Origin of the sequence: Flavobacterium sp. XS2P24, assembly GCF_030010285.1 — a bacterium.
GTDB lineage: Bacteria > Bacteroidota > Bacteroidia > Flavobacteriales > Flavobacteriaceae > Flavobacterium > Flavobacterium algoritolerans.
In genome coordinates this window covers 21,995-40,717 of the sequence record NZ_JASCRU010000008.1, presented here as the reverse complement: position 1 = coordinate 40,717, position 18,723 = coordinate 21,995, and the positions used below count along the sequence as shown (strand labels likewise).

17 protein-coding genes are annotated in these 18,723 nt (G+C 34.5%); 9 read left to right on the top strand and 8 right to left on the bottom strand.

All coding sequences use genetic code 11. The annotated features are described in order from the left end of the window. Positions 1 to 86: 86 nt before the first annotated feature. From QLS31_RS07925 to QLS31_RS07910, 4 genes are all read right to left on the bottom strand, one after another. Positions 87 to 578, bottom strand: a complete 492-nt coding sequence (locus tag QLS31_RS07925; protein ID WP_282743399.1) for an RDD family protein — start codon at positions 576 to 578, stop codon at positions 87 to 89. A 322-nt stretch (positions 579 to 900) separates the two neighbouring features. Continuing rightward, the gene (locus QLS31_RS07920; protein ID WP_099716250.1) at positions 901 to 3,315 is read right to left on the bottom strand and encodes a ribonucleoside-diphosphate reductase subunit alpha; all 2,415 of its coding nucleotides are present in this window, start codon (positions 3,313 to 3,315) and stop codon (positions 901 to 903) included. Between the two features lie 179 nt (positions 3,316 to 3,494). After that, complete coding sequence (locus QLS31_RS07915; RefSeq protein ID WP_121342926.1) at positions 3,495 to 4,472, bottom strand: ribonucleotide-diphosphate reductase subunit beta; 978 nt, start codon at positions 4,470 to 4,472, stop codon at positions 3,495 to 3,497. Positions 4,473 to 4,735: 263 nt separating this feature from the next. Next, positions 4,736 to 5,302 (bottom strand): DUF3109 family protein, encoded by a 567-nt coding sequence (locus tag QLS31_RS07910; RefSeq protein ID WP_282743395.1) that lies wholly within the window; start codon positions 5,300 to 5,302, stop codon positions 4,736 to 4,738. A gap of 270 nt (positions 5,303 to 5,572) precedes the next feature. On the opposite strand from QLS31_RS07910, the gene QLS31_RS07905 reads away from it, so the two are divergent. The 4 genes from QLS31_RS07905 to QLS31_RS07890 all read left to right on the top strand — a co-directional run bounded on the left by QLS31_RS07905 (position 5,573) and on the right by QLS31_RS07890 (position 7,897). Continuing rightward, positions 5,573 to 6,151, top strand: a complete 579-nt coding sequence (locus QLS31_RS07905) for a MarC family protein (protein WP_099714233.1) — start codon at positions 5,573 to 5,575, stop codon at positions 6,149 to 6,151. 118 nt (positions 6,152 to 6,269) lie between these two features. Continuing rightward, positions 6,270 to 6,473: a hypothetical protein gene (locus tag QLS31_RS07900; protein ID WP_099714232.1), complete on the top strand. Its 204-nt coding sequence runs from the start codon at positions 6,270 to 6,272 to the stop codon at positions 6,471 to 6,473. 2 nt (positions 6,474 to 6,475) lie between these two features. Beyond that, positions 6,476 to 7,081, top strand: coding sequence for an FAD-dependent oxidoreductase (locus tag QLS31_RS07895; protein ID WP_282743394.1), 606 nt, complete (start codon positions 6,476 to 6,478; stop codon positions 7,079 to 7,081). Positions 7,082 to 7,147: 66 nt separating this feature from the next. Continuing rightward, complete coding sequence (locus QLS31_RS07890) at positions 7,148 to 7,897, top strand: lysophospholipid acyltransferase family protein (RefSeq protein ID WP_282743393.1); 750 nt, start codon at positions 7,148 to 7,150, stop codon at positions 7,895 to 7,897. Positions 7,898 to 7,926: 29 nt separating this feature from the next. Here QLS31_RS07890 and QLS31_RS07885 read toward each other — a convergent pair whose 3' ends face one another. Genes QLS31_RS07885 through QLS31_RS07875 form a run of 3 tightly spaced genes read right to left on the bottom strand, consistent with a single transcriptional unit; the run spans position 7,927 to position 10,540 of the window. Continuing rightward, a complete protein-coding gene (locus QLS31_RS07885) occupies positions 7,927 to 9,498 on the bottom strand; it encodes a S41 family peptidase (RefSeq protein ID WP_282743392.1) in 1,572 nt (523 codons plus the stop codon). Positions 9,499 to 9,511: 13 nt separating this feature from the next. Continuing rightward, positions 9,512 to 9,943: a dCMP deaminase family protein gene (locus QLS31_RS07880; RefSeq protein WP_099714228.1), complete on the bottom strand. Its 432-nt coding sequence runs from the start codon at positions 9,941 to 9,943 to the stop codon at positions 9,512 to 9,514. Positions 9,944 to 9,946: 3 nt separating this feature from the next. After that, complete coding sequence (locus QLS31_RS07875) at positions 9,947 to 10,540, bottom strand: HupE/UreJ family protein (RefSeq protein WP_282710932.1); 594 nt, start codon at positions 10,538 to 10,540, stop codon at positions 9,947 to 9,949. 179 nt (positions 10,541 to 10,719) lie between these two features. Here QLS31_RS07875 and QLS31_RS07870 point away from each other — a divergent pair, with 179 nt between their 5' ends. Further along, complete coding sequence (locus QLS31_RS07870) at positions 10,720 to 11,151, top strand: TerB family tellurite resistance protein (RefSeq protein ID WP_099714226.1); 432 nt, start codon at positions 10,720 to 10,722, stop codon at positions 11,149 to 11,151. A 59-nt stretch (positions 11,152 to 11,210) separates the two neighbouring features. On the opposite strand, the gene fbp is transcribed toward QLS31_RS07870, so the two are convergent. Beyond that, entirely contained in the window at positions 11,211 to 12,230 is a 1,020-nt protein-coding gene (gene fbp, locus QLS31_RS07865) for a class 1 fructose-bisphosphatase (RefSeq protein WP_099714225.1), read from the bottom strand. Between the two features lie 170 nt (positions 12,231 to 12,400). On the opposite strand from fbp, the gene QLS31_RS07860 reads away from it, so the two are divergent. The 4 genes from QLS31_RS07860 to QLS31_RS07845 all read left to right on the top strand — a co-directional run bounded on the left by QLS31_RS07860 (position 12,401) and on the right by QLS31_RS07845 (position 18,586). Further along, the gene (locus QLS31_RS07860) at positions 12,401 to 12,880 is read left to right on the top strand and encodes a GNAT family N-acetyltransferase (protein ID WP_282710934.1); all 480 of its coding nucleotides are present in this window, start codon (positions 12,401 to 12,403) and stop codon (positions 12,878 to 12,880) included. A 29-nt stretch (positions 12,881 to 12,909) separates the two neighbouring features. Next, positions 12,910 to 14,166: an aspartate kinase gene (locus QLS31_RS07855; RefSeq protein ID WP_282743390.1), complete on the top strand. Its 1,257-nt coding sequence runs from the start codon at positions 12,910 to 12,912 to the stop codon at positions 14,164 to 14,166. 194 nt (positions 14,167 to 14,360) lie between these two features. Further along, the gene (locus tag QLS31_RS07850) at positions 14,361 to 17,804 is read left to right on the top strand and encodes a hypothetical protein (protein ID WP_282743389.1); all 3,444 of its coding nucleotides are present in this window, start codon (positions 14,361 to 14,363) and stop codon (positions 17,802 to 17,804) included. A gap of 92 nt (positions 17,805 to 17,896) precedes the next feature. Then, the gene (locus tag QLS31_RS07845) at positions 17,897 to 18,586 is read left to right on the top strand and encodes a hypothetical protein (protein WP_282743388.1); all 690 of its coding nucleotides are present in this window, start codon (positions 17,897 to 17,899) and stop codon (positions 18,584 to 18,586) included. Positions 18,587 to 18,723 lie beyond the last annotated feature (137 nt).

Here is an 18,723-nt window from a genome sequence, read left to right as displayed (position 1 = left end):
TGATTTCAGATTTAAAAGAACCAAAAATACATTTTAATTTAAGATTTTCTTAAGCAACAGTGTATTCGTTTTTAAAGGAACTATTATTAAACTACAATTTCATCCGATGGATCAAGCAATTTCTTTTTTTTTACAAATTCATGCTTTTTCACCACATACGTAACGGACAATGTATCATGCCATCCTCGCTCAGCCATTAAAAAAGAAAAAGGCTCCAAAGGAATTAATCTCGATACTGTACGTATAATAATGCTTTTCATATTGGGTTTTGAACCGTCGTTTTTTACAACTAGTGTTTTTGTAAAATATTTAGCGAAGGTTCTGGAGAAATACATTTCGGTAATTGAGTAATAAAAAAACAGGATAATCAGTCCAAAAAAGAAGCTTTCGATTGGGCTCAATGATGAAACCCAATTCGACGCAGCATAACTATGGGTCAAATCTCCTATTATAATGATGGTGGTGCCAATGGTGATTTCGATGATATAAATAATCAATACATCGATAATGAAATTCAGGAGACGCTGGCTTTTGGAAGCTAATAAATCATCTGTAACAGTAAATTTTTTATTTTCCATAGTAGTTCATATAAAAAATGATTACTTATAATGATAACTACCTCAAATATAGTGAATTATTTACAAATTTAAGAAGTAACTTCCTGATATTTTAGCCACTAATTACAGTGGAAATCCTTTTTATTTTTTCTTTAAAAATAAAAATATTGCAACGAAAAGCGGGACACGAGCGAAGCGAACTGACGAAGTAAATAGCTCCAAAAAAAGCAGCTATCATTACAATAACTGCTTAAAATTTCTCCTTAACCAAAATGACTACAGGTTTATTTATTACTGATTCTCGATCAAAAATCAAAAATCGTCAATCATCATTCTTAAATCTTTAAGATCCACACATTTCACATTCGTCTGGACCGGCATTTTTAGACAATTCAATCATTGCTCTGTATTCTTCAGCCGTCATTTCTACTGCTTCAGCGACAACAGGAACAGCGATTGGTTGTTCTTTCACTTCAATTGGATCTGCTTTTTTATCATTGTTCAATGTAAATTTAATCGCATCCACCGCAGCTTTTGTTCTTAAATAATACATTCCCGTTTTCAATCCGGATTGCCAAGCATAGAAATGCATCGATGTCAATTTAGAATAATTGGCATTTTGCATGAATAAGTTCAACGATTGTGATTGATCCACAAAATAACCACGTTGACGTGACATATCGATAATGTCTTTCATGGACATTTCCCAAACGGTTTTGTACAATTCTTTCAAGTCTTGAGGGATATCAAGCGCTTGAACTGAACCGTTATTTCGCATTAATTCTTGTTTCAAGGTTTCGTTCCACAAACCGCGTTCCACTAAATCGTGTAACAAATGTTTGTTTACCACAATAAACTCACCCGAAAGTACTCTTCTGGTGTAAATATTAGAAGTATATGGTTCGAATGCTTCGTTGTTACCCAAGATTTGAGAAGTCGAAGCCGTTGGCATTGGCGCTACTAATAATGAGTTTCTAACACCATGTTTCATCACTTCTTTTCTCAAGGAAGCCCAGTCCCAACGACCAGATAATTCCTCATCTTTCATTCCCCACAAATTGAACTGAAATTCTCCTTGTGACATTGGTGAACCTTCAAAAGTAGAATACGGTCCTTCTTCTTTGGCCATTTCCATAGAAGCGGTAACTGCTGCAAAATATAAAGTTTCAAAAATATCCTGGTTCATTTTTTTAGCTTCGTCACTCGTAAACGGCAAGCGCAACATAATAAAAGCATCGGCTAGTCCTTGTACTCCTAGACCAACTGGTCTGTGACGCATATTTGAGTTTTCAGCTTCTTTTACCGGATAATAATTTCTGTCAATAACTTTATTCAAGTTTCTGGTTACACGTTTGGTAACGGTGAACAACAAATCGTGATTGAATTTTTTGTTTTCCACAAACATTGGCAACGAAAGTGAAGCCAGGTTACAAACCGCAATTTCATCTTTCGAAGTGTATTCCATAATCTCCGTACACAAATTCGAAGAACGAATTGTACCTAGATTTTTTTGGTTTGATTTTCTGTTGGCAGCATCTTTATACAACATGTAAGGTGTTCCAGTTTCGATTTGCGATTCCAGAATTTTCTCCCACAATTCATGCGCTTTGATGGTTTTTCTACCTTTTCCGGCTTTTTCGTAATCCGTGTACATTTTTTCGAAATCGTCTCCATAAACGTCATACAATCCAGGACATTCATTAGGACACATTAAGGTCCAATAACTGTCTTCTTGTACTCTTTTCATAAACAAATCCGAAGTCCACATCGCAAAAAACAAATCTCTTGCACGCATTTCTTCTTTTCCAGTATTCTTTTTCAAGTCTAGGAATTCAAAGATATCCGCATGCCAAGTTTCGATATAAATAGCAAAACTACCTTTACGTTTTCCTCCTCCTTGATCCACATAACGCGCTGTATCATTGAAAACACGCAACATAGGAACAATTCCGTTAGACGTTCCGTTAGTACCGCGAATATAAGAACCAGTTGCTCTTACATTGTGAATAGAAAGTCCAATTCCACCTGCTGATTGCGAGATTTTAGCCGTTTGTTTCAACGTGTCATAAATCCCATCAATACTATCGTCTTGCATTGCCAAAAGGAAGCAAGAGGACATTTGAGGTTTTGGAGTTCCGGCATTAAATAAAGTTGGAGTTGCATGTGTAAAGAACTTTTTCGACATTAAGTCGTAGGTTTCTATTACTGATTTCAAATCGTCTAAGTGAATCCCAACAGACACACGCATCAACATGTGTTGCGGACGCTCAACAATTTTACCGTTTATTTTTAGCAAATACGATCTTTCCAAGGTTTTAAAACCAAAATAATCGTAGTTGAAATCTCTATTGTATATAATATGTGAGTCTAAAAACTCCGCATTGTCCATAATCACTTTATGTACTTCCTCAGAAAGCAACGGCGCATATTGACCGTTTCTTGGATTTACATAATTAAACATATCATTCATCGTTTCCGAGAATGATTTTTTGGTATTCGAATGTAAATTTGAGATTGCAATACGAGCTGCTAATTGTGCATAATCAGGATGCGCAATAGTCATCGAAGCCGCAGTTTCGGCAGCAAGATTATCCAATTCAGATGTCGAAACACCATCATAAAGTCCTTCAATTACGCGCATTGCCACTTTCACGGCATCAACCAAATCATTCAAACCATAACATAGTTTTTTAATTCTGTCAGTGATTTTGTCGAACATTACAGGCTCTTTGTGCCCATCTCTTTTAACTACATACATACGCTTAATTGTTTTAAAAAACAGAAAATCCCTTTCCCGTTTTTGAGTATTTGTTTCATTTTTTTGGGAAGCTAATCCCGCTGTCATTCCAATCTTTCTAGTCCTGAAAAAAGTTCAGGACTAGAAAGGATATTCCCTTCCATCGGGGCTAAAACACCCGATGATGCGATAACGACTTTCTAAAAATCAGCGTCAAAACTAATTTTCTGAGCATCTTCATCGGTATTCATAACACCTGCTTTTTGATATTCGGCAACTTTCTTTTCAAAGAAGTTTGTTTTCCCTTGAAGCGAAATCATATCCATAAAATCAAAAGGATTTGAAGTGTTGTATTCTCTCTCGCAACCTAATTCAACTAATAATCTGTCCGCAACAAATTCTAAATATTGTGTCATTAACACTGCATTCATTCCTATTAAACTCACAGGAAGGGATTCAGTGATAAATTCTCTTTCAATATTCAAAGCATCAACAATAATGCTTCTAATTCTTTCTTTTGGAACTTTATTTACTAAATGGTGGTTGTGCAAGTGTACTGCAAAATCACAGTGCACTCCTTCGTCGCGAGAAATCAATTCGTTAGAAAACGTCAATCCTGGCATCAATCCACGTTTTTTCAACCAATAAATAGAACAAAACGCTCCCGAAAAGAAGATTCCTTCCACAGCTGCAAAAGCAATCAAACGTTCCGCAAACGAATCAGATTCAATCCATTTCAAAGCCCAATCCGCTTTTTTCTTAATCGCCGGAAAAACTTCTAAAGCATTGAACAATTCATCTTTCTCCGCTTCGTCTTTCACATAGGTATCAATCAATAATGAATACGTTTCACTGTGAATGTTTTCCATCATGATTTGAAAACCGTAAAAGAATTTTGCTTCAGCATATTGCACTTCGTTCACAAAATTTTCAGCTAAATTCTCATTTACAATTCCGTCAGAAGCAGCAAAAAAAGCAAGAATGTGTTTTACAAAATAACGTTCCTCATCAGAAAGTTTGTTATTCCAGTCATTTAAATCTTGTGACAAATCGATTTCTTCAGCAGTCCAGAAACTAGCTTCCATACTTTTATAAAATTCCCAAATATCATGGTGTTTAATTGGAAAAATCACGAAACGATTTTTATTTTCTTGTAAAATTGGTTCAAGTTGTGCCATTATAGTAGTTTGTTTTTTTGAGATTTTAACTAAATTTTATGCTTTCTGTGGATTACAAAGATTGTGAAATATTGCCGAAATTAAAAGTCAAACTTATTCACAATCGGCCATAGTTTTTAACAAACGAAAAGAATTGAGGTATTTTTCATGTGGATTTTAAATAACTAAAAATCAGTATTTTAAAATTTAAAAAAAGAGTTGAAGTACCGTAAAATATAGGGCTTTAAAAACAGCAAACAAGAAAATTTGCATTTATTTTAGATTTATTTTTTGAGTTCTTGTGCAACTATTTCAAGCTCCGCATACCAGTCCTCACCAAACTTTCTAACCAAAGCTTCTTTGACAAATTTATACACTGGCACCTCAAGCTCCTGACCTAAGGAACAGGCCGGATCACAAATATCCCATTTGTCATAATTAACGGCAGCAAACTCCGTGAAATCCTTCACACGAATAGGATATAAATGACAAGAAACAGGTTTTTTCCAGTCAATTACGCCTTGATTGTACGCTTGCTCGATACCGCATAAAGCTGTTTTACCGTCAAACATTACGTAAGCACAATCTTTATTATCAATCAGTGGCGTTTCAAGATCACCATCAGTTCCTTTTGTCCAAGTTCCTTGGGCTTCGATAGCCGCAATTCCTTGTTTGCGTAAAAATGGTTTTACTTTAGGATAGATTTCTTCTAATATCTTAGTTTCCCCAACGCTCAATGGAGCTCCAGCATCACCATCAACACAACAAGCCCCTTTACAGGCTGACAAATTGCAAACAAAATCTTTTTCGAGTATGTCTTCTGAGACGATGGTTTTTCCTAATTGAAACATTATTTTGGGATACTGAGATTATAAAGTGCAAAGGTAGTCAAAGTAAATTGTAATTTTTCAGATAAAAACCAACTTTAACTTTTCGGAAAACCAACGAAACAACTGACTCTTTGAGCACACTAACAAACTAATATTAAACAAGATAGAATTAAAACAAACAAGAAATCAATTGAAAATCAGTAAGTAAAAAAATGAATCAGAATTGTTGTAATAAAATTTAATTTTAATCAAAAATCTACCGAAAAGTTTAACTTTGCAAACAAAAAAATTATGTTTGAAATCGATTTTAGAGAAATAATTACGGTTGGAATGGTCCTTTTTGCCGTAATTGATATCGTGGGAACCATTCCTATTATTGTTGATTTAAGATCAAAACATGGACACATAGAATCTGAAAAAGCTTCAATAGTAGCGGGTATAATCATGATTGTTTTCCTTTTTGTGGGAGAAGAATTATTGAATTTAATAGGGATTGATGTAAACTCTTTTGCGGTTGCAGGTTCATTTGTATTATTCTTTCTGGCATTAGAAATGATTTTAGGGATTCGCATCTACCGCGATGAAGAAGCAAGTTCTGCATCTATTGTCCCTTTGGCGTTTCCTTTGATAGCCGGAGCCGGAACAATGACTACTTTACTATCTTTACGTTCCCAATTTTCTACTATAAATATTGTTATCGCAATAATTTTGAATATTATTCTGGTATATATCGTTTTGAAATCATCATCTAAAATTGAAAAAATACTAGGAGAAAATGGACTTGGCGTCATTCGAAAGACTTTTGGCGTTGTACTTCTTGCGATTGCTGTTAAATTATTCGCTGCGAATGTTAAAGGTTTGTTCGTCTAAAATAAATTTTCATAAATTTACCCCCTAAGATAATTTTAAAAGATAATCTGATTTTAAGCTGACATGTGTTACTAAAATAAAAAATCTGTTTCTTTTATATCAAAAACAAAAACGTATTATGAAAATTTTCACTAACATCTTGGTGTTTTTAGCAATAGCACTAATCATATTTAATGTTACTTTGTTGGATTTTAGAAATCCATTTCAAGGAGATAGCGTAGTTGCTTTTATTGGAATTGCTGCTTCTTTTTGTGCCGTTTTGATTCTTCTGATTTTTAAAATGGCAAAAAAGATTGAAGAGAAATCAAACGACCAACTGTAATAATGTTTGATGTTCTCATCGTTGGCGGTGGCGTTTCTGGAATTTCATGCGCACTCGTTTTGGGTTCTGCAAAAAACAAATCCTTTGTCACTGACAAAAGAATTGGCATTTTCACCCATCAAAAAACATCATCTCTTCAAGAAGCACTGTTTAATAATGCTTACGGAATCCCTTCAGGGAAATTAGGCTCTGAATTATTGGAGGAAAGCATCGAACATCTTTCGAAAGCGTATCCCCATATCACTCAAATTCCAGGGGAAAAAGTACTTAAAATTGAAGGACAATTTCCTGAATTTACAGTCATCACAAACAAGAATTCTTACCAAACAAAAACAATTGTCATAGGCATAGGATCCGCAAATTCTTTTGCAATAGATGGATTGATGCATTATGTGGAACCCCATCAAAAATCCCTTCCCGAAAAACAACGAATTCAACTAAAGAACAGCGACCACAAAGTGGCTGAAGGAATTTATGCCATAGGAACTTTAGCGGGTTGGAGAAGCCAACTGGCCATTGCTGCCGGTAGTGGCGCTGCCGTTGCAACGGATATTCTTACGTTATGGAATGACGGCGTGCAAACTCATGCACACGACAGTATCAGGTAAATAGATTTTCATTCTGGAAAATCTCAAGAAAAATAGTGGTAGGTTTACATTTTCAATATATTTTTTATGTTATCACTATTATTGGGCTTGACCAGGCTAATTGTTTTTATAGTATTCGTTTCCTTTTTTTCGATTCTTTTCTATTTGACGAGTTTCTTTTGCAGCGAAGAAATGAATTCCAAAAGAGCACTTCATCTACGCGATTTTTTAATTCGGGTGTCCAATTACATTTTAGGCATTCGCACCATCATTTATGGAGAAAAACCCACGATACAAGGACTGATTGTAGCCAATCACCGTTCTTATTTTGACCCAATTGTCATTGTAAATCAAATACATGCTTTTCCTGTAGGGAAGAAAGAAGTTGCGTCATGGCCTATGATTGGCTACATCTGTAAAATATCGGGTGTTTTATTTGTAGATAGAAAATGCCAAAAGAGCAGACAAGAAACTGCCGAAAATATTCGTGAAGTTCTGGCCAAAGGATATTCTATCATTAATTTTCCGGAAGGCACAACCGATGTTTTGCCAACGACTGTAGATTTCAATTATGGCTCGTTTGTAATGGCCACGAAGATTAAATCTGCCGTTATTCCAATTGCCATTGATTATAAAGAAAAAACGGATGCTTTTGTTGGAGACGACACTTTCATTCCGCATTTTTTAAAATCCTTTGGAAAATGGACTACTGAAATTAAAATGACTTATTTTCCTCCTATTTATTCTGAAGATGCAACCTATTTATTAAACACATCTAAGAAAATGATAGACGATGAACTCATTCGGTACAGGAAAGATTGGGACAATGAAAATTAGTTGTTTTTAAACAATATTTTTCTTCACAATTACTTCTTAGAAACAGCTTTAATCATCGCATCTTCTTTCAATACAATCTCATAATAATAGCTTTCCCCATACAATTGTCGGGCAAATTCAGCAGCCAAGTATCTTTTTACCAATGACTTGCTTTTTCCAAAATTTAAATCCAATCCGTTTCCGAAAATAAATTTTTGAAACGAATTAAAATACAAATCCGTTTCATTCATTTTAGTTTTGAATTGTTCAAAGTTAAGTCCTTTAAAAGCGCTTCGGTTTTTATCTAATTGTTCGAAAACAAAATTGCCCACAATTCCCGATTGCAATAAATAAGCCGTACTTTCATTTCCATGTTCTACTTCAAGCGGTACAAAAACATCAGGGACAATTCCGCCGCCACCGTATACAATTTTACCTTTTTTAGTTTTGAATTTTAAAGTATCCGAAACTTTTATACTGTCTTTTTCATACAATTCTCCATTTCCAAAACGAGCTTCTGATTCTTTAAAATACGCCTCATTTCCTTTCGAATATGGTTTTTGAATCGAACGCCCCGTTGGCGTGTAATATCTGGCAATAGTCAATCGAACGGCCGAACCATCGGCAAAATCCATTTCACGTTGCACCAATCCTTTTCCAAAAGAACGGCGCCCCACAATAGTTCCTCTGTCATTATCCTGAATGGCGCCCGCTAGAATCTCACTGGCAGAAGCGCTGTTTTCATTGATTAAAACAAACACATTTCCGTTTTCGAAACTGCCTTTTTTGGTGGCAAATGTCTTGTCTATATTCCCATTTTTATTTTTAGTAAAAACAATCAACTGCTTGTCTGTCAATAATTCATCGGCAATAGCAATTGCTTCTTCCATATAACCGCCACCATTATCGCGAACATCAATTACAAGTGATTTTGCTCCTTGTTGTTTCAGTTTAGTTAAACCCGCCATAAACTCTCTGTACGTAGTTTCGGCAAATCTATTTATTTTTATATAACCGGTTTTATCACTCAAAAGTAAAGCGGCATCGACACTTTTTAGAGGAATAACATCCCGTTTTATTTTTACTTTAAGTTTTTTACCTTCCGATTTTCTGTAGATAGTAAGCTCAATATCAGAACCTACTGTTCCTTTTAATTTAGAATACAAACTGTCACTTGGTAATTTTCGTCCAAATAATTTTGTTTTATCAGCATACAAAATTCGGTCACCAGCCTTTATTCCAGCTTTTGCCGAAGGGCCATTTTCAACCGGTCTTATAACTGCAACTGAATCATTATACATATAGAAATTCACGCCTATTCCTACGAAATTACCTTTCATGCTTTCTACCACTTCTAGCTGATCGCTTGGCGGAATATAAACTGAATGCGGATCGAGTTGCGCCAGAATATTATCTACGGTAAGGTTTACAATAGAATCCGTGTTGATATCATCGACATATTCATTATCTATAAAATCAATTAATTTGTTGAGTTTGCTTCTAGAATTATTTCTGTCTGCAAAATCAGCTGCGTTAGGAAAATTCAACATTCCGCCCAGCACAACTCCCAGAGCGAGTGTTGAGAAAATAATAATGGGCAAATATTTTACGTTATATTTCATACGAAGACAATAATTATTCTTCTAAAACTGGGATGTGTTCTACTTCTACTCCTGCTTTTATAAGGAACTGAATTCCTGAATCATCGCGGTATCCATTGTGATACACTACTCTTTTTATTCCGGATTGATGAATCAATTTACTGCACTCTTTACAAGGCGAAAGCGTAATGTACAAGGTTGCGCCTTCACACGATTGTGTAGATCGTGCCACTTTAAGAATCGCATTTGCTTCGGCATGTAAAACATCCCAACGCGTCAGTCCTTCATCATCTTCACAACAATTTTCAAAACCAGTTGGAGTTCCGTTATAACCATCAGAGATTATCATTCTATCTCGCACAATAATCGCACCAACTTGCTTGCGTTTACAATAGGACAGCAAACTCCATTCTTTGGCAATTCTAAGATACGCTTTATCGTATTTATTTAATTTTTTTTCGTTCATTTTTTATCTAATCCAGATTTCACTTTCAACAATCAATGGTATCACTACCCCTATAATAAATGCCGACATCACTAAAGTCCAATCGCGTTTTGAGAATCTAAAAACGGTTTGAACAATATACGACAAAATCAAAACCACAAAAACCACTACAATCTGGGCCGCTTCTATTCCTAATGCAAACTCTGACAATGGCAATATTTTAGAAGTGGCATCACCTCCAAGAATCGATTTGAAATAATTTGAAAAGCCCAATCCATGAATTATTCCAAAGAAAAGTGTGATGAAAAACACCAAATTTATACTTTCTTTTTTGCTTGATTTTCCCGCCGTAAAAAGATTAAACAACGCCGTTATTAATATCGTTATTGGAATTAATAATTCAACAACATTCACTTTAATCGCAATTATACCAAAAACGGAAAGCAATAAAGCCACCGTATGTCCAATGGTGAAAAGCGTTACCAAAAGCACAATTCGCTTCCAATCCTTAAAAGAGAAAGGAATTGCTAATGCTATTAAAAATAAAACATGATCATAAGCATGAATATCTAAAACGTGTTTTAATCCTATTTGAAAGTAAATCCAAAATTCTGACATAGGTAATTTATTAGGTTGATAAAGGGGTTGTAAACTTACGATTAATTTTGAAAATGATTGATTTGATTATTTAAATAAATGCAATTCAAAAGAGATCAAATTCAAAGAAAAAATATAAAAAAATTAAAATCATTAATTTAAAAATAGATTTATCTTTGTAAGATAAAAAAACAATAATTATGTCATTTTCAGATTTATTTGATAGCGAATTCAAACAAAGAAATAAAGGTCATTTTTCAGCTATTGTTCGTGTAGCACTTGCTGACGATAAGTTTGCTCCGGAAGAAAAACTATTTTTAGACAAACTGGCTGTTCGATTAGAAATTTCTCAAGCAGAATATGAAGAAATTTTAGAAAACCCATTAAAATATCCTATAAACCCTCCTTATTTACATGAGCAAAGACTGGAGCGTTTGTTTGATTTAGCAAGAATGGTTCACGTTGATCATCAATTAGGTGACACACAAGAATTATTATTAAGAAAAATTGGAGTAGCACTAGGCTTTAATGCTGAAAATGTAGATTATATTATACATAAAGCACTTAAATTAGTAGATAGAAAAGTAGATTTAGATACTTTCCTTTTCGAAATGCAAAACATGAACAAGTAATTGTAAAGTATAAAAAAAGCTCCCAGAAATCTGGGAGCTTTTTTTATTAAACATGCATTTTAGTATTTGCTTAATTTCGCTTTATGCATAAATTCTTCCGCTTTTTCTACCATGTTGTAGCTTCCACAAAAGAACGGCACCCTTTCATGTAATTCTGTTGGTTCAATTTCCATGATTCTGTTAAATCCATCAGAAGCTTTTCCTCCGGCTTGTTCAGCAATAAAAGCTAACGGATTGCATTCGTAGAGCAAACGTAATTTCCCTTTTGGTGCTTTGGAACTTGTAGGATACAAATAAATTCCGCCTTTAATCATATTTCTATGAATATCAGAAACCAAACTTCCTATATATCTTGAAGTATACGGTCTGTCTCCTTCTTCTAACTGGCAATATTTTATGTAATCTTTTACTCCTTGCGGAAAATGAACATAATTCCCTTCGTTGATGGAATAAATATGACCGTCTGTTGGGAATTGCATTTTTGGATGCGATAAATAAAAAGTTCCAATGGCCGGATTCAATGTAAATCCGTTTACTCCATGTCCCGTAGTATAAACCAACATCGTCGATGTTCCGTAAATAACATATCCTGCCGCAACTTGATTGATTCCAGGTTGTAAAAAATCTTCTATGGTAACTGGAGTTCCTATTGGAGTAACTCTTCTATAAACCGAAAATATAGTTCCTACGGAAACATTCACATCAATATTTGATGAGCCGTCAAGCGGATCCATTAAAACCACATATTTGTTATTATGGCTGTTGTCACTTCCTTCTACAGTGATAAAATCATCATTCTCTTCAGAGGCAATACCGCAAACAATTTCACGATTGATTAAAGTTTGAATGAAAATTTCATTGGCATAAACATCGAGTTTTTGCTGATCTTCACCTTGTATGTTTTGTTCTCCGGCAGCCCCAACAATATCAACCAATCCTGCTTTGTTTACTTTATAATTGACTACTTTGGCAGCCAATCGGATGGAGTTAATGATTCGGGATAATTCGCCTGACGAATATTGAAAAGCATTTTGGTTTTCAATGATAAATTCTCCTAGTGTTTTGTTGCGTTCTTCCATTACGAAATCGATGTAGTTATTTTGAAGTCACAAATATCGTTTTTTTTGTGAAAACAATTTGAATACTATTTATTTAGTTTGACAGTATTGTATATTTGCTGAATAAAACACAAAATTAGTACGTAAAAATGCTATTTTATTGCATTTTTGAATCATTAAAATAAAAATTTATGAATATTAGAAAAGGAAAACCTGAAGACATGCAGGCTGTTTTAGGCCTTATTCAAGAATTAGCCGATTTTGAAAAGGAGCCGGATGCAGTTCTTGTAACTGTTGCCGATTTAGTTCGTGATGGTTTTGGTCCTGTTCCTTTATTTCATGTTTTTGTTGCCGAAGTGGAGTCAGAAATTGTGGGTATCGCATTATGGTATTACCGCTTTTCAACCTGGAAAGGAAAAACAATTCATTTAGAAGATTTAGTGGTAAAAGACAAAATGCGTGGAACCGGACTTGGCTATGCTTTGTATTCTGAAATTATAAAACAGGGTAAAAAAGATCAGGTTCGAAGAGTGGAATGGAATGTTCTGGACTGGAACGCTCCAGCTATTGAATTTTACGAAAAATCAGGGGCAAAAGTGTTGAAAGATTGGTATGTAGTGCAAATGGATGAAATAGGAATCAACCATTTTGTAGAGAATAAATTGAAATAAAGTATAAAGAACAATTTTTGTTTAAAAGTATGAGAGTATTCAAATTTGGAGGAGCTTCTGTAAAAGATGCCGCAGGAATTAAAAACGTATATGACGTTTTACAAAAAGTGGGTTATGAAGATGTATTGTTAGTTGTTTCTGCAATGGGAAAAACGACGAATGCATTGGAAATTGTCATAAAAAACTATTTCGACAAATCGGCTGAGTTAAATTCATCAGTCCAAGAAGTAAAAAAATACCACAATCAAATTTTGATGGATTTATTTGAAGATGACAAAAACGAAGTTTTTGCAGCTGTAAATACTCAATTTGCTGATTTAGAATATTTCTTGACACATAATAAATCTCCTAATTATAATTTTGTTTACGACCAAATTGTAAGCTATGGCGAATTAATTTCGACAACTATTCTTAGTCATTTCATGAATTTCATGGGAATAAAAACGCAATGGCTGGATGTTCGTAATTTCATAAAAACAGACGCAAATTATAGAGATGCGGAAGTAGATTGGGAATTGACACAGAAAAACATTGCCAAGAACGTAAAACGAAAAATCTTAAATATTACACAAGGGTTCTTGGGTTCTGATGAAAATAATTTCACCACAACTCTAGGCCGTGAAGGTTCAGATTATACTGCTGCGATTTTTGCCTATTGCCTAAATGCCGAAAGCGTAACCATCTGGAAAGATGTTCCCGGAGTAATGAATGCCGACCCAAGATATTTTGAGAACGCAAGTTTATTAAATCAGATTTCGTATCGCGAAGCCATTGAATTAGCTTTTTACGGCGCAACGGTTATTCACCCAAAAACGCTGCAACCTTTACAAAAAAAGGAAATTCCTTTGTATGTAAAATCATTTATAAACCCATTGTTAAAAGGGACAAGTGTTTCTAAAGGTGTCGATTTAGAACCGTATTTACCTTGTTTTATTGTCAAAAGAAACCAACTTTTAATTTCTCTTTCATCAATAGATTTCTCTTTCATCATGGAAGAAAACATCAGTGAGATTTTTGCGTTGTTTCACCAATTCAAAATAAAAGTAAACTTAATTCAGAATTCTGCCATTAGTTTCTCTGTATGTGTAGAGGATAAATTTGATAATTTTAAAGCATTGAATGCCATTTTATCTAAAAAATTCAAAGTGGATTACGAAGAAAATGTAACCTTATACACAATCCGACATTTCAATGACAAGGCAGCGCAAACTGTCGAAGAAAATAAAGTCGTTTTATTGAAACAAGTAAGCCGTGAAACCATGCAAGTGATCACTAAAGAAGTTTAAAACTGTTTCAACAATATTAAAAATGGGAATCGAAATTTAATTTTGATTCCCATTTTTTTGTTGTTCCAAAGCATAAAATCAAGCACTCTAAACCAGAATATGTCGATTTGTCTATTCCTCGATTTTCTGATTGGCACATTTTCTAATTATCGAATTATAAATACTACTTTTGGTACTTTCGAGTTATAGTATTTATGTTGAAAAAATTACTTTTTTGGATTGTAATAGGCTGTTTTTCTGGGCTCCATGCTCAGGAAATTAATTCGCTGTACAAAACCAAAAAAATCCTTCTTTCCCGCGACACTATTTACATTGAAAAAGAAAGTATTAATTCCAGTTTTTTCAAATTGCTTGACGCCAATGGCAAACTTATCGATAGTACTTTATTTAAAATAAATTTCAAAAAGGGAACTTTGATTTTAAAGGAAAACAGCTCTTTTACCTCCGATTCGCTTACAGTACAGTATCTTAAATTCCCAGAAATACTAACCCAGGAATACCGCATTTACGACCCCAGCAGAGTCGTCAGCAATGAAGCCGGGAATGGGAATTTGTATAAAATTGAAGCAAAAAACCTAAAGAAAAACGTGCCTTTTGACGGCTTGAATACTTCCGGAAGCATTACCCGTGGTATTACTATAGGAAACAATCAAAATGCTGTTTTGAATTCTAATTTAGATTTACAAATTACTGGTAAAATTTCCGAAAAAGTAAGTTTAAGAGCTTCCATTCAAGACAGTAATATTCCATTGCAGGATGGCGGCTATTCTCAAAAACTGGATCAGTTTGATAATGTTTTCATGGAATTATTTAGTGACCAATGGAACATTCGAGCAGGAGATATTTTTCTGGAAAACAAGAAAACCCAATTCTTGAATTTCAATAAAAAAGTACAGGGACTGTCGACTAATTTCAACTTTGGAACCGAAGAAAACAGAACGAATGTATTTGCATCAGCAGCATTAGTTCGAGGACAATATGCCAAAAGCAATTTTGTGGGACAGGAAGGCAATCAAGGTCCTTACAAATTAAAGGGACAAAACGGAGAATTGTATGTTCTGGTAGTTTCGGGCTCAGAGCGGGTTTATGTAAATGGTATTTTACTGAAACGAGGTGAAAACAATGATTATACGATAGATTACAATGCCGGTGAAATTGTATTTACGCCACTTTTTACCATCACTTCCGAAATGCGGATTGCCATAGAATATCAATATTCCGATAGGAATTACACCCGTTTTGTAACGTATGCCGGTGCCACGCATGAAAATAAAAAATGGAGTTTTGGAGGCTATTTATACTCGGAAAACGACTTGAAAAACCAACCACTACAACAAAATTTATCACAAGAACAAGCCCAGATATTAGTCAATTCCGGAGACAATCCTGATTTAATGACAGCGCCTTCATCCTATGCTGATTCCTATTCCGAGAACAAAGTGTTGTATAGAAAAACGATATTCAACGCCGTTGAAATTTTCGAATATTCAAATGATGCTCAACAGGAATTATTCAACGTCCGTTTCACTTTGGTCGGAGCAAATAATGGGAATTATATCGTGACAAATTCGGCTACCATTACCCGGGTTTATGAATATATTGAACCCATAAACGGTATTCCTCAAGGAAATTATGAACCCATAATTCAGCTTATTGCGCCAACAAAAATTCAAGTTGCCACCTTTTTGGGAAAATACAAACCCAGCGAAAAAACGGCTGTGGATTTTGAAATTGGCCTGAGCAACAATGATCAAAATTTATTTTCATCCATTGATGACGCCAACAATCAAGGCTTGGCGGGAAAAATCAATGCCAAGCAACGGCTTTTTTCAAAAAAATGGCAGGTTGATGCTTTTGCCAATTATCAATTTATACAAAAAGATTTCAGATCTGTGGAAAGACTGTACAATATAGAATTTGACCGAGACTGGAATTTAGGAACCACTGCCATTGGAAATCAAAGTTTATTGGTTTCCGGTTTGCAATTGGACTTAAATCCAGAACCAAAATCTACTACTAAAGGACTGTTGTTGTATCAGTTTGAAAAACTGGATTTCTCTGAAAATTTTTCGGGTAGCAGACATATTTTAAATGGTTTGTTTCGAATAAAAAAATGGACTTTTCAAAACCAAGGCAGTTTCCTGAAAAGCGATGGAAGTGTTTTATCGTCGAAATTTTTAAGAAACCAATCCCAAATGCGTTTTCATTTCGATAAAAATTGGGTTGGCTCCAGCTTGCGTTTAGAAGACAATCAAGAAAAAGACAAAGCAACAAATCAGTTTTCAGCTCTAAGCCAAAAATTTACGGAGTATGGTTTTTTTACCGGTCGTGGCGACAGCACAAAAGTTTTTGTAGAATTGGGCTATTTAAGAAGAACCAATGACAGCCTGCAATCCCAAAGTGTCGGGAGGCTGCTGCAGCGGGTAAATTCCTCCCAGACTTTCATGTTAAAATCTAAATTGATACAAACCAACAGAAGTGATTTATCTATTTATGCCAATTACAGAATCTTGGATTTTGTGGATGCAACGAGAAAAAGAGAACCTACATTAAATTCCAGAATAGTTTACACGGATCGTTTTTTCAATCAATTAATCCAAAGCACAACCGTTTATGAAACGAATTCAGGAACCATTCCGCAACAGGAATTTACGTATTTGGAGGTTTCCGCAGGTCAGGGCGTTTATACCTGGAATGATTATAACGGCAATGGAATTCAGGAATTGCAGGAGTTTGAAGTCGCTCCGTTTATCGATCAGGCAAAATTCATCAGAGTGTTTTTGCCCAATCGGATCTATATAAAAACACATCAAAATAAGTTCTCACAATCCGTGACCTTAAACCCGAATCAATGGCAAAATGAAAAAGGATTAAAAAAATTACTTTCTTATTTCTATAATCAAACCGCATTTATTATTGACCGAAAAACGAGAAGTGACGGAGACAATTTTGAATTAAACCCGTTTAGCGGTTCTAATGAAAATGTCCTCGGATTGAATTCCAGCTTGAGGAACAGCTTGTTTTACAATCGGGGAAAACAAAACCATTCGGTTACCTATTCTTATCTTCAGAATAAAACAAAAAACTTGTTATCGATAGGTTCGCAAGAAGCCACCAACAGTTCGCATCAATTGCAGTATGGACATTTGTACAAAAAAAGTTGGCTGTTCGGTTTTTTTGCCAAAACAATCCAGACAACTATTCAATCAGAGAATTTTCCGGAAAAAAATTATGACATAAACGGATATCAATTGGCACCAAAAATCAGTTATTTATTCTCTAAAAACACCAGCTGGGATCTCTTTTATGAATTGCAAAGCAAAGAAAACCAAATTGGAGTTTTCGAAACGTTACTACAAAACCGTTTTGGAACTTCCTTTTCCTACGCCAGCGATAAAAAAATAACGCTGAATGGCGAAGCCTCTTTTTACCAAAATAAATTTGAAGGAAATGAATTTTCTTCGGTTGGATTTCAAATGCTGGAAGGATTACAAACTGGACAGAACCTAACCTGGAGATTGCTTTTACAAAAAAACATCACACAGTTTTTAGACATTAATTTCAATTATCAAGGGCGAAAAAGCGAATCAAGCCAAACCATTCATACTGGAAATGTTCAATTGAGAGCTTATTTTTAATACTGAAATTTGGAATAATTTCATTGATTGAATTTATAAACTATGATTATTTTTTATTATTTTTATTATATAAAATTTAAAATCAAATTATTATGAAAAAATTACTGTTGTTATGTTTTGTAATTATTTTGTCAGCAAACTTGCAGGCACAAGAAACTGCTGCTGAAAAGAAAGCTGCAAAAGCTAAAACCGAAAAATTAGCAAAAGCCAAAAAAGATAAAGCAGAAGCTGCCAAAGACAAGGCTATTATAGCCAAAGAAAAAGCAGCCACGACTAAAAAAACAGCTAAAGACAAAGCAGAAGCTGCCAAAGACAAAGCAACTACAGCTAAAGAAAAAACAACAAAAGACAAAGCCGAAACTGCAAAAGATAAAGCTGCTACTTCTAAAAAAATAGCAAAAGACAAAACGGAAGCTGCAAAAGACAAAGCGACTACAGCTAAAGAAAAAGCGGAAACTGCTAAAGATAAAGTAGTCAAAGATAAAGCCGAAACCGCAAAAGATAAAGCTGCCATAGCTAAAGAAAAAGCAACAGCATCTAAAAAGACAGCTACAAAAAAAGCAGAAACTGCCAAAGATAAAGCAGCGACGGCTAAAACTGCGATAAAAGAAAAAGCTACAAGCAGCAAATCAGTAAAAAAAATCAAGGAAACCAATGAAAAAGCACCTAAAGTAGCCGACAAAATAACAGGTGAATACAATGGTAAAAAAGTATATACTGGGCCTCGTGGCGGAAAGTATTACATTAACTCAAACGGAAATAAAACCTACATACAAGAATAATTTTTTTATAGAAAACATATCGGAAAGGCTGTCTGTAAAAGATAGCCTTTCTTTATTTTAGTCTAAAAAAAGGAGAAAAATAATCTGAAATAGTATTCAATAATTGGATAATTTAATAGTTTAGTAATATTTTGCAA

What these genes read in the sequence shown, in the direction of transcription:
- QLS31_RS07885 (WP_282743392.1), bottom strand. Translation starts at nt 9,498, where the DNA reads ATGAAATATAACGTAAAATATTTGCCCATTATTATTTTCTCAACACTC.
- QLS31_RS07905 (WP_099714233.1), top strand. Translation starts at nt 5,573, where the DNA reads ATGTTTGAAATCGATTTTAGAGAAATAATTACGGTTGGAATGGTCCTT.
- QLS31_RS07925 (WP_282743399.1), bottom strand. Translation starts at nt 578, where the DNA reads ATGGAAAATAAAAAATTTACTGTTACAGATGATTTATTAGCTTCCAAA.
- QLS31_RS07920 (WP_099716250.1), bottom strand. Translation starts at nt 3,315, where the DNA reads ATGTATGTAGTTAAAAGAGATGGGCACAAAGAGCCTGTAATGTTCGAC.
- QLS31_RS07915 (WP_121342926.1), bottom strand. Translation starts at nt 4,472, where the DNA reads ATGGCACAACTTGAACCAATTTTACAAGAAAATAAAAATCGTTTCGTG.
- QLS31_RS07850 (WP_282743389.1), top strand. Translation starts at nt 14,361, where the DNA reads ATGTTGAAAAAATTACTTTTTTGGATTGTAATAGGCTGTTTTTCTGGG.
- QLS31_RS07875 (WP_282710932.1), bottom strand. Translation starts at nt 10,540, where the DNA reads ATGTCAGAATTTTGGATTTACTTTCAAATAGGATTAAAACACGTTTTA.
- QLS31_RS07890 (WP_282743393.1), top strand. Translation starts at nt 7,148, where the DNA reads ATGTTATCACTATTATTGGGCTTGACCAGGCTAATTGTTTTTATAGTA.
- QLS31_RS07880 (WP_099714228.1), bottom strand. Translation starts at nt 9,943, where the DNA reads ATGAACGAAAAAAAATTAAATAAATACGATAAAGCGTATCTTAGAATT.
- QLS31_RS07910 (WP_282743395.1), bottom strand. Translation starts at nt 5,302, where the DNA reads ATGTTTCAATTAGGAAAAACCATCGTCTCAGAAGACATACTCGAAAAA.
- QLS31_RS07895 (WP_282743394.1), top strand. Translation starts at nt 6,476, where the DNA reads ATGTTTGATGTTCTCATCGTTGGCGGTGGCGTTTCTGGAATTTCATGC.
- QLS31_RS07860 (WP_282710934.1), top strand. Translation starts at nt 12,401, where the DNA reads ATGAATATTAGAAAAGGAAAACCTGAAGACATGCAGGCTGTTTTAGGC.
- QLS31_RS07845 (WP_282743388.1), top strand. Translation starts at nt 17,897, where the DNA reads ATGAAAAAATTACTGTTGTTATGTTTTGTAATTATTTTGTCAGCAAAC.
- fbp (WP_099714225.1), bottom strand. Translation starts at nt 12,230, where the DNA reads ATGGAAGAACGCAACAAAACACTAGGAGAATTTATCATTGAAAACCAA.
- QLS31_RS07870 (WP_099714226.1), top strand. Translation starts at nt 10,720, where the DNA reads ATGTCATTTTCAGATTTATTTGATAGCGAATTCAAACAAAGAAATAAA.
- QLS31_RS07855 (WP_282743390.1), top strand. Translation starts at nt 12,910, where the DNA reads ATGAGAGTATTCAAATTTGGAGGAGCTTCTGTAAAAGATGCCGCAGGA.
- QLS31_RS07900 (WP_099714232.1), top strand. Translation starts at nt 6,270, where the DNA reads ATGAAAATTTTCACTAACATCTTGGTGTTTTTAGCAATAGCACTAATC.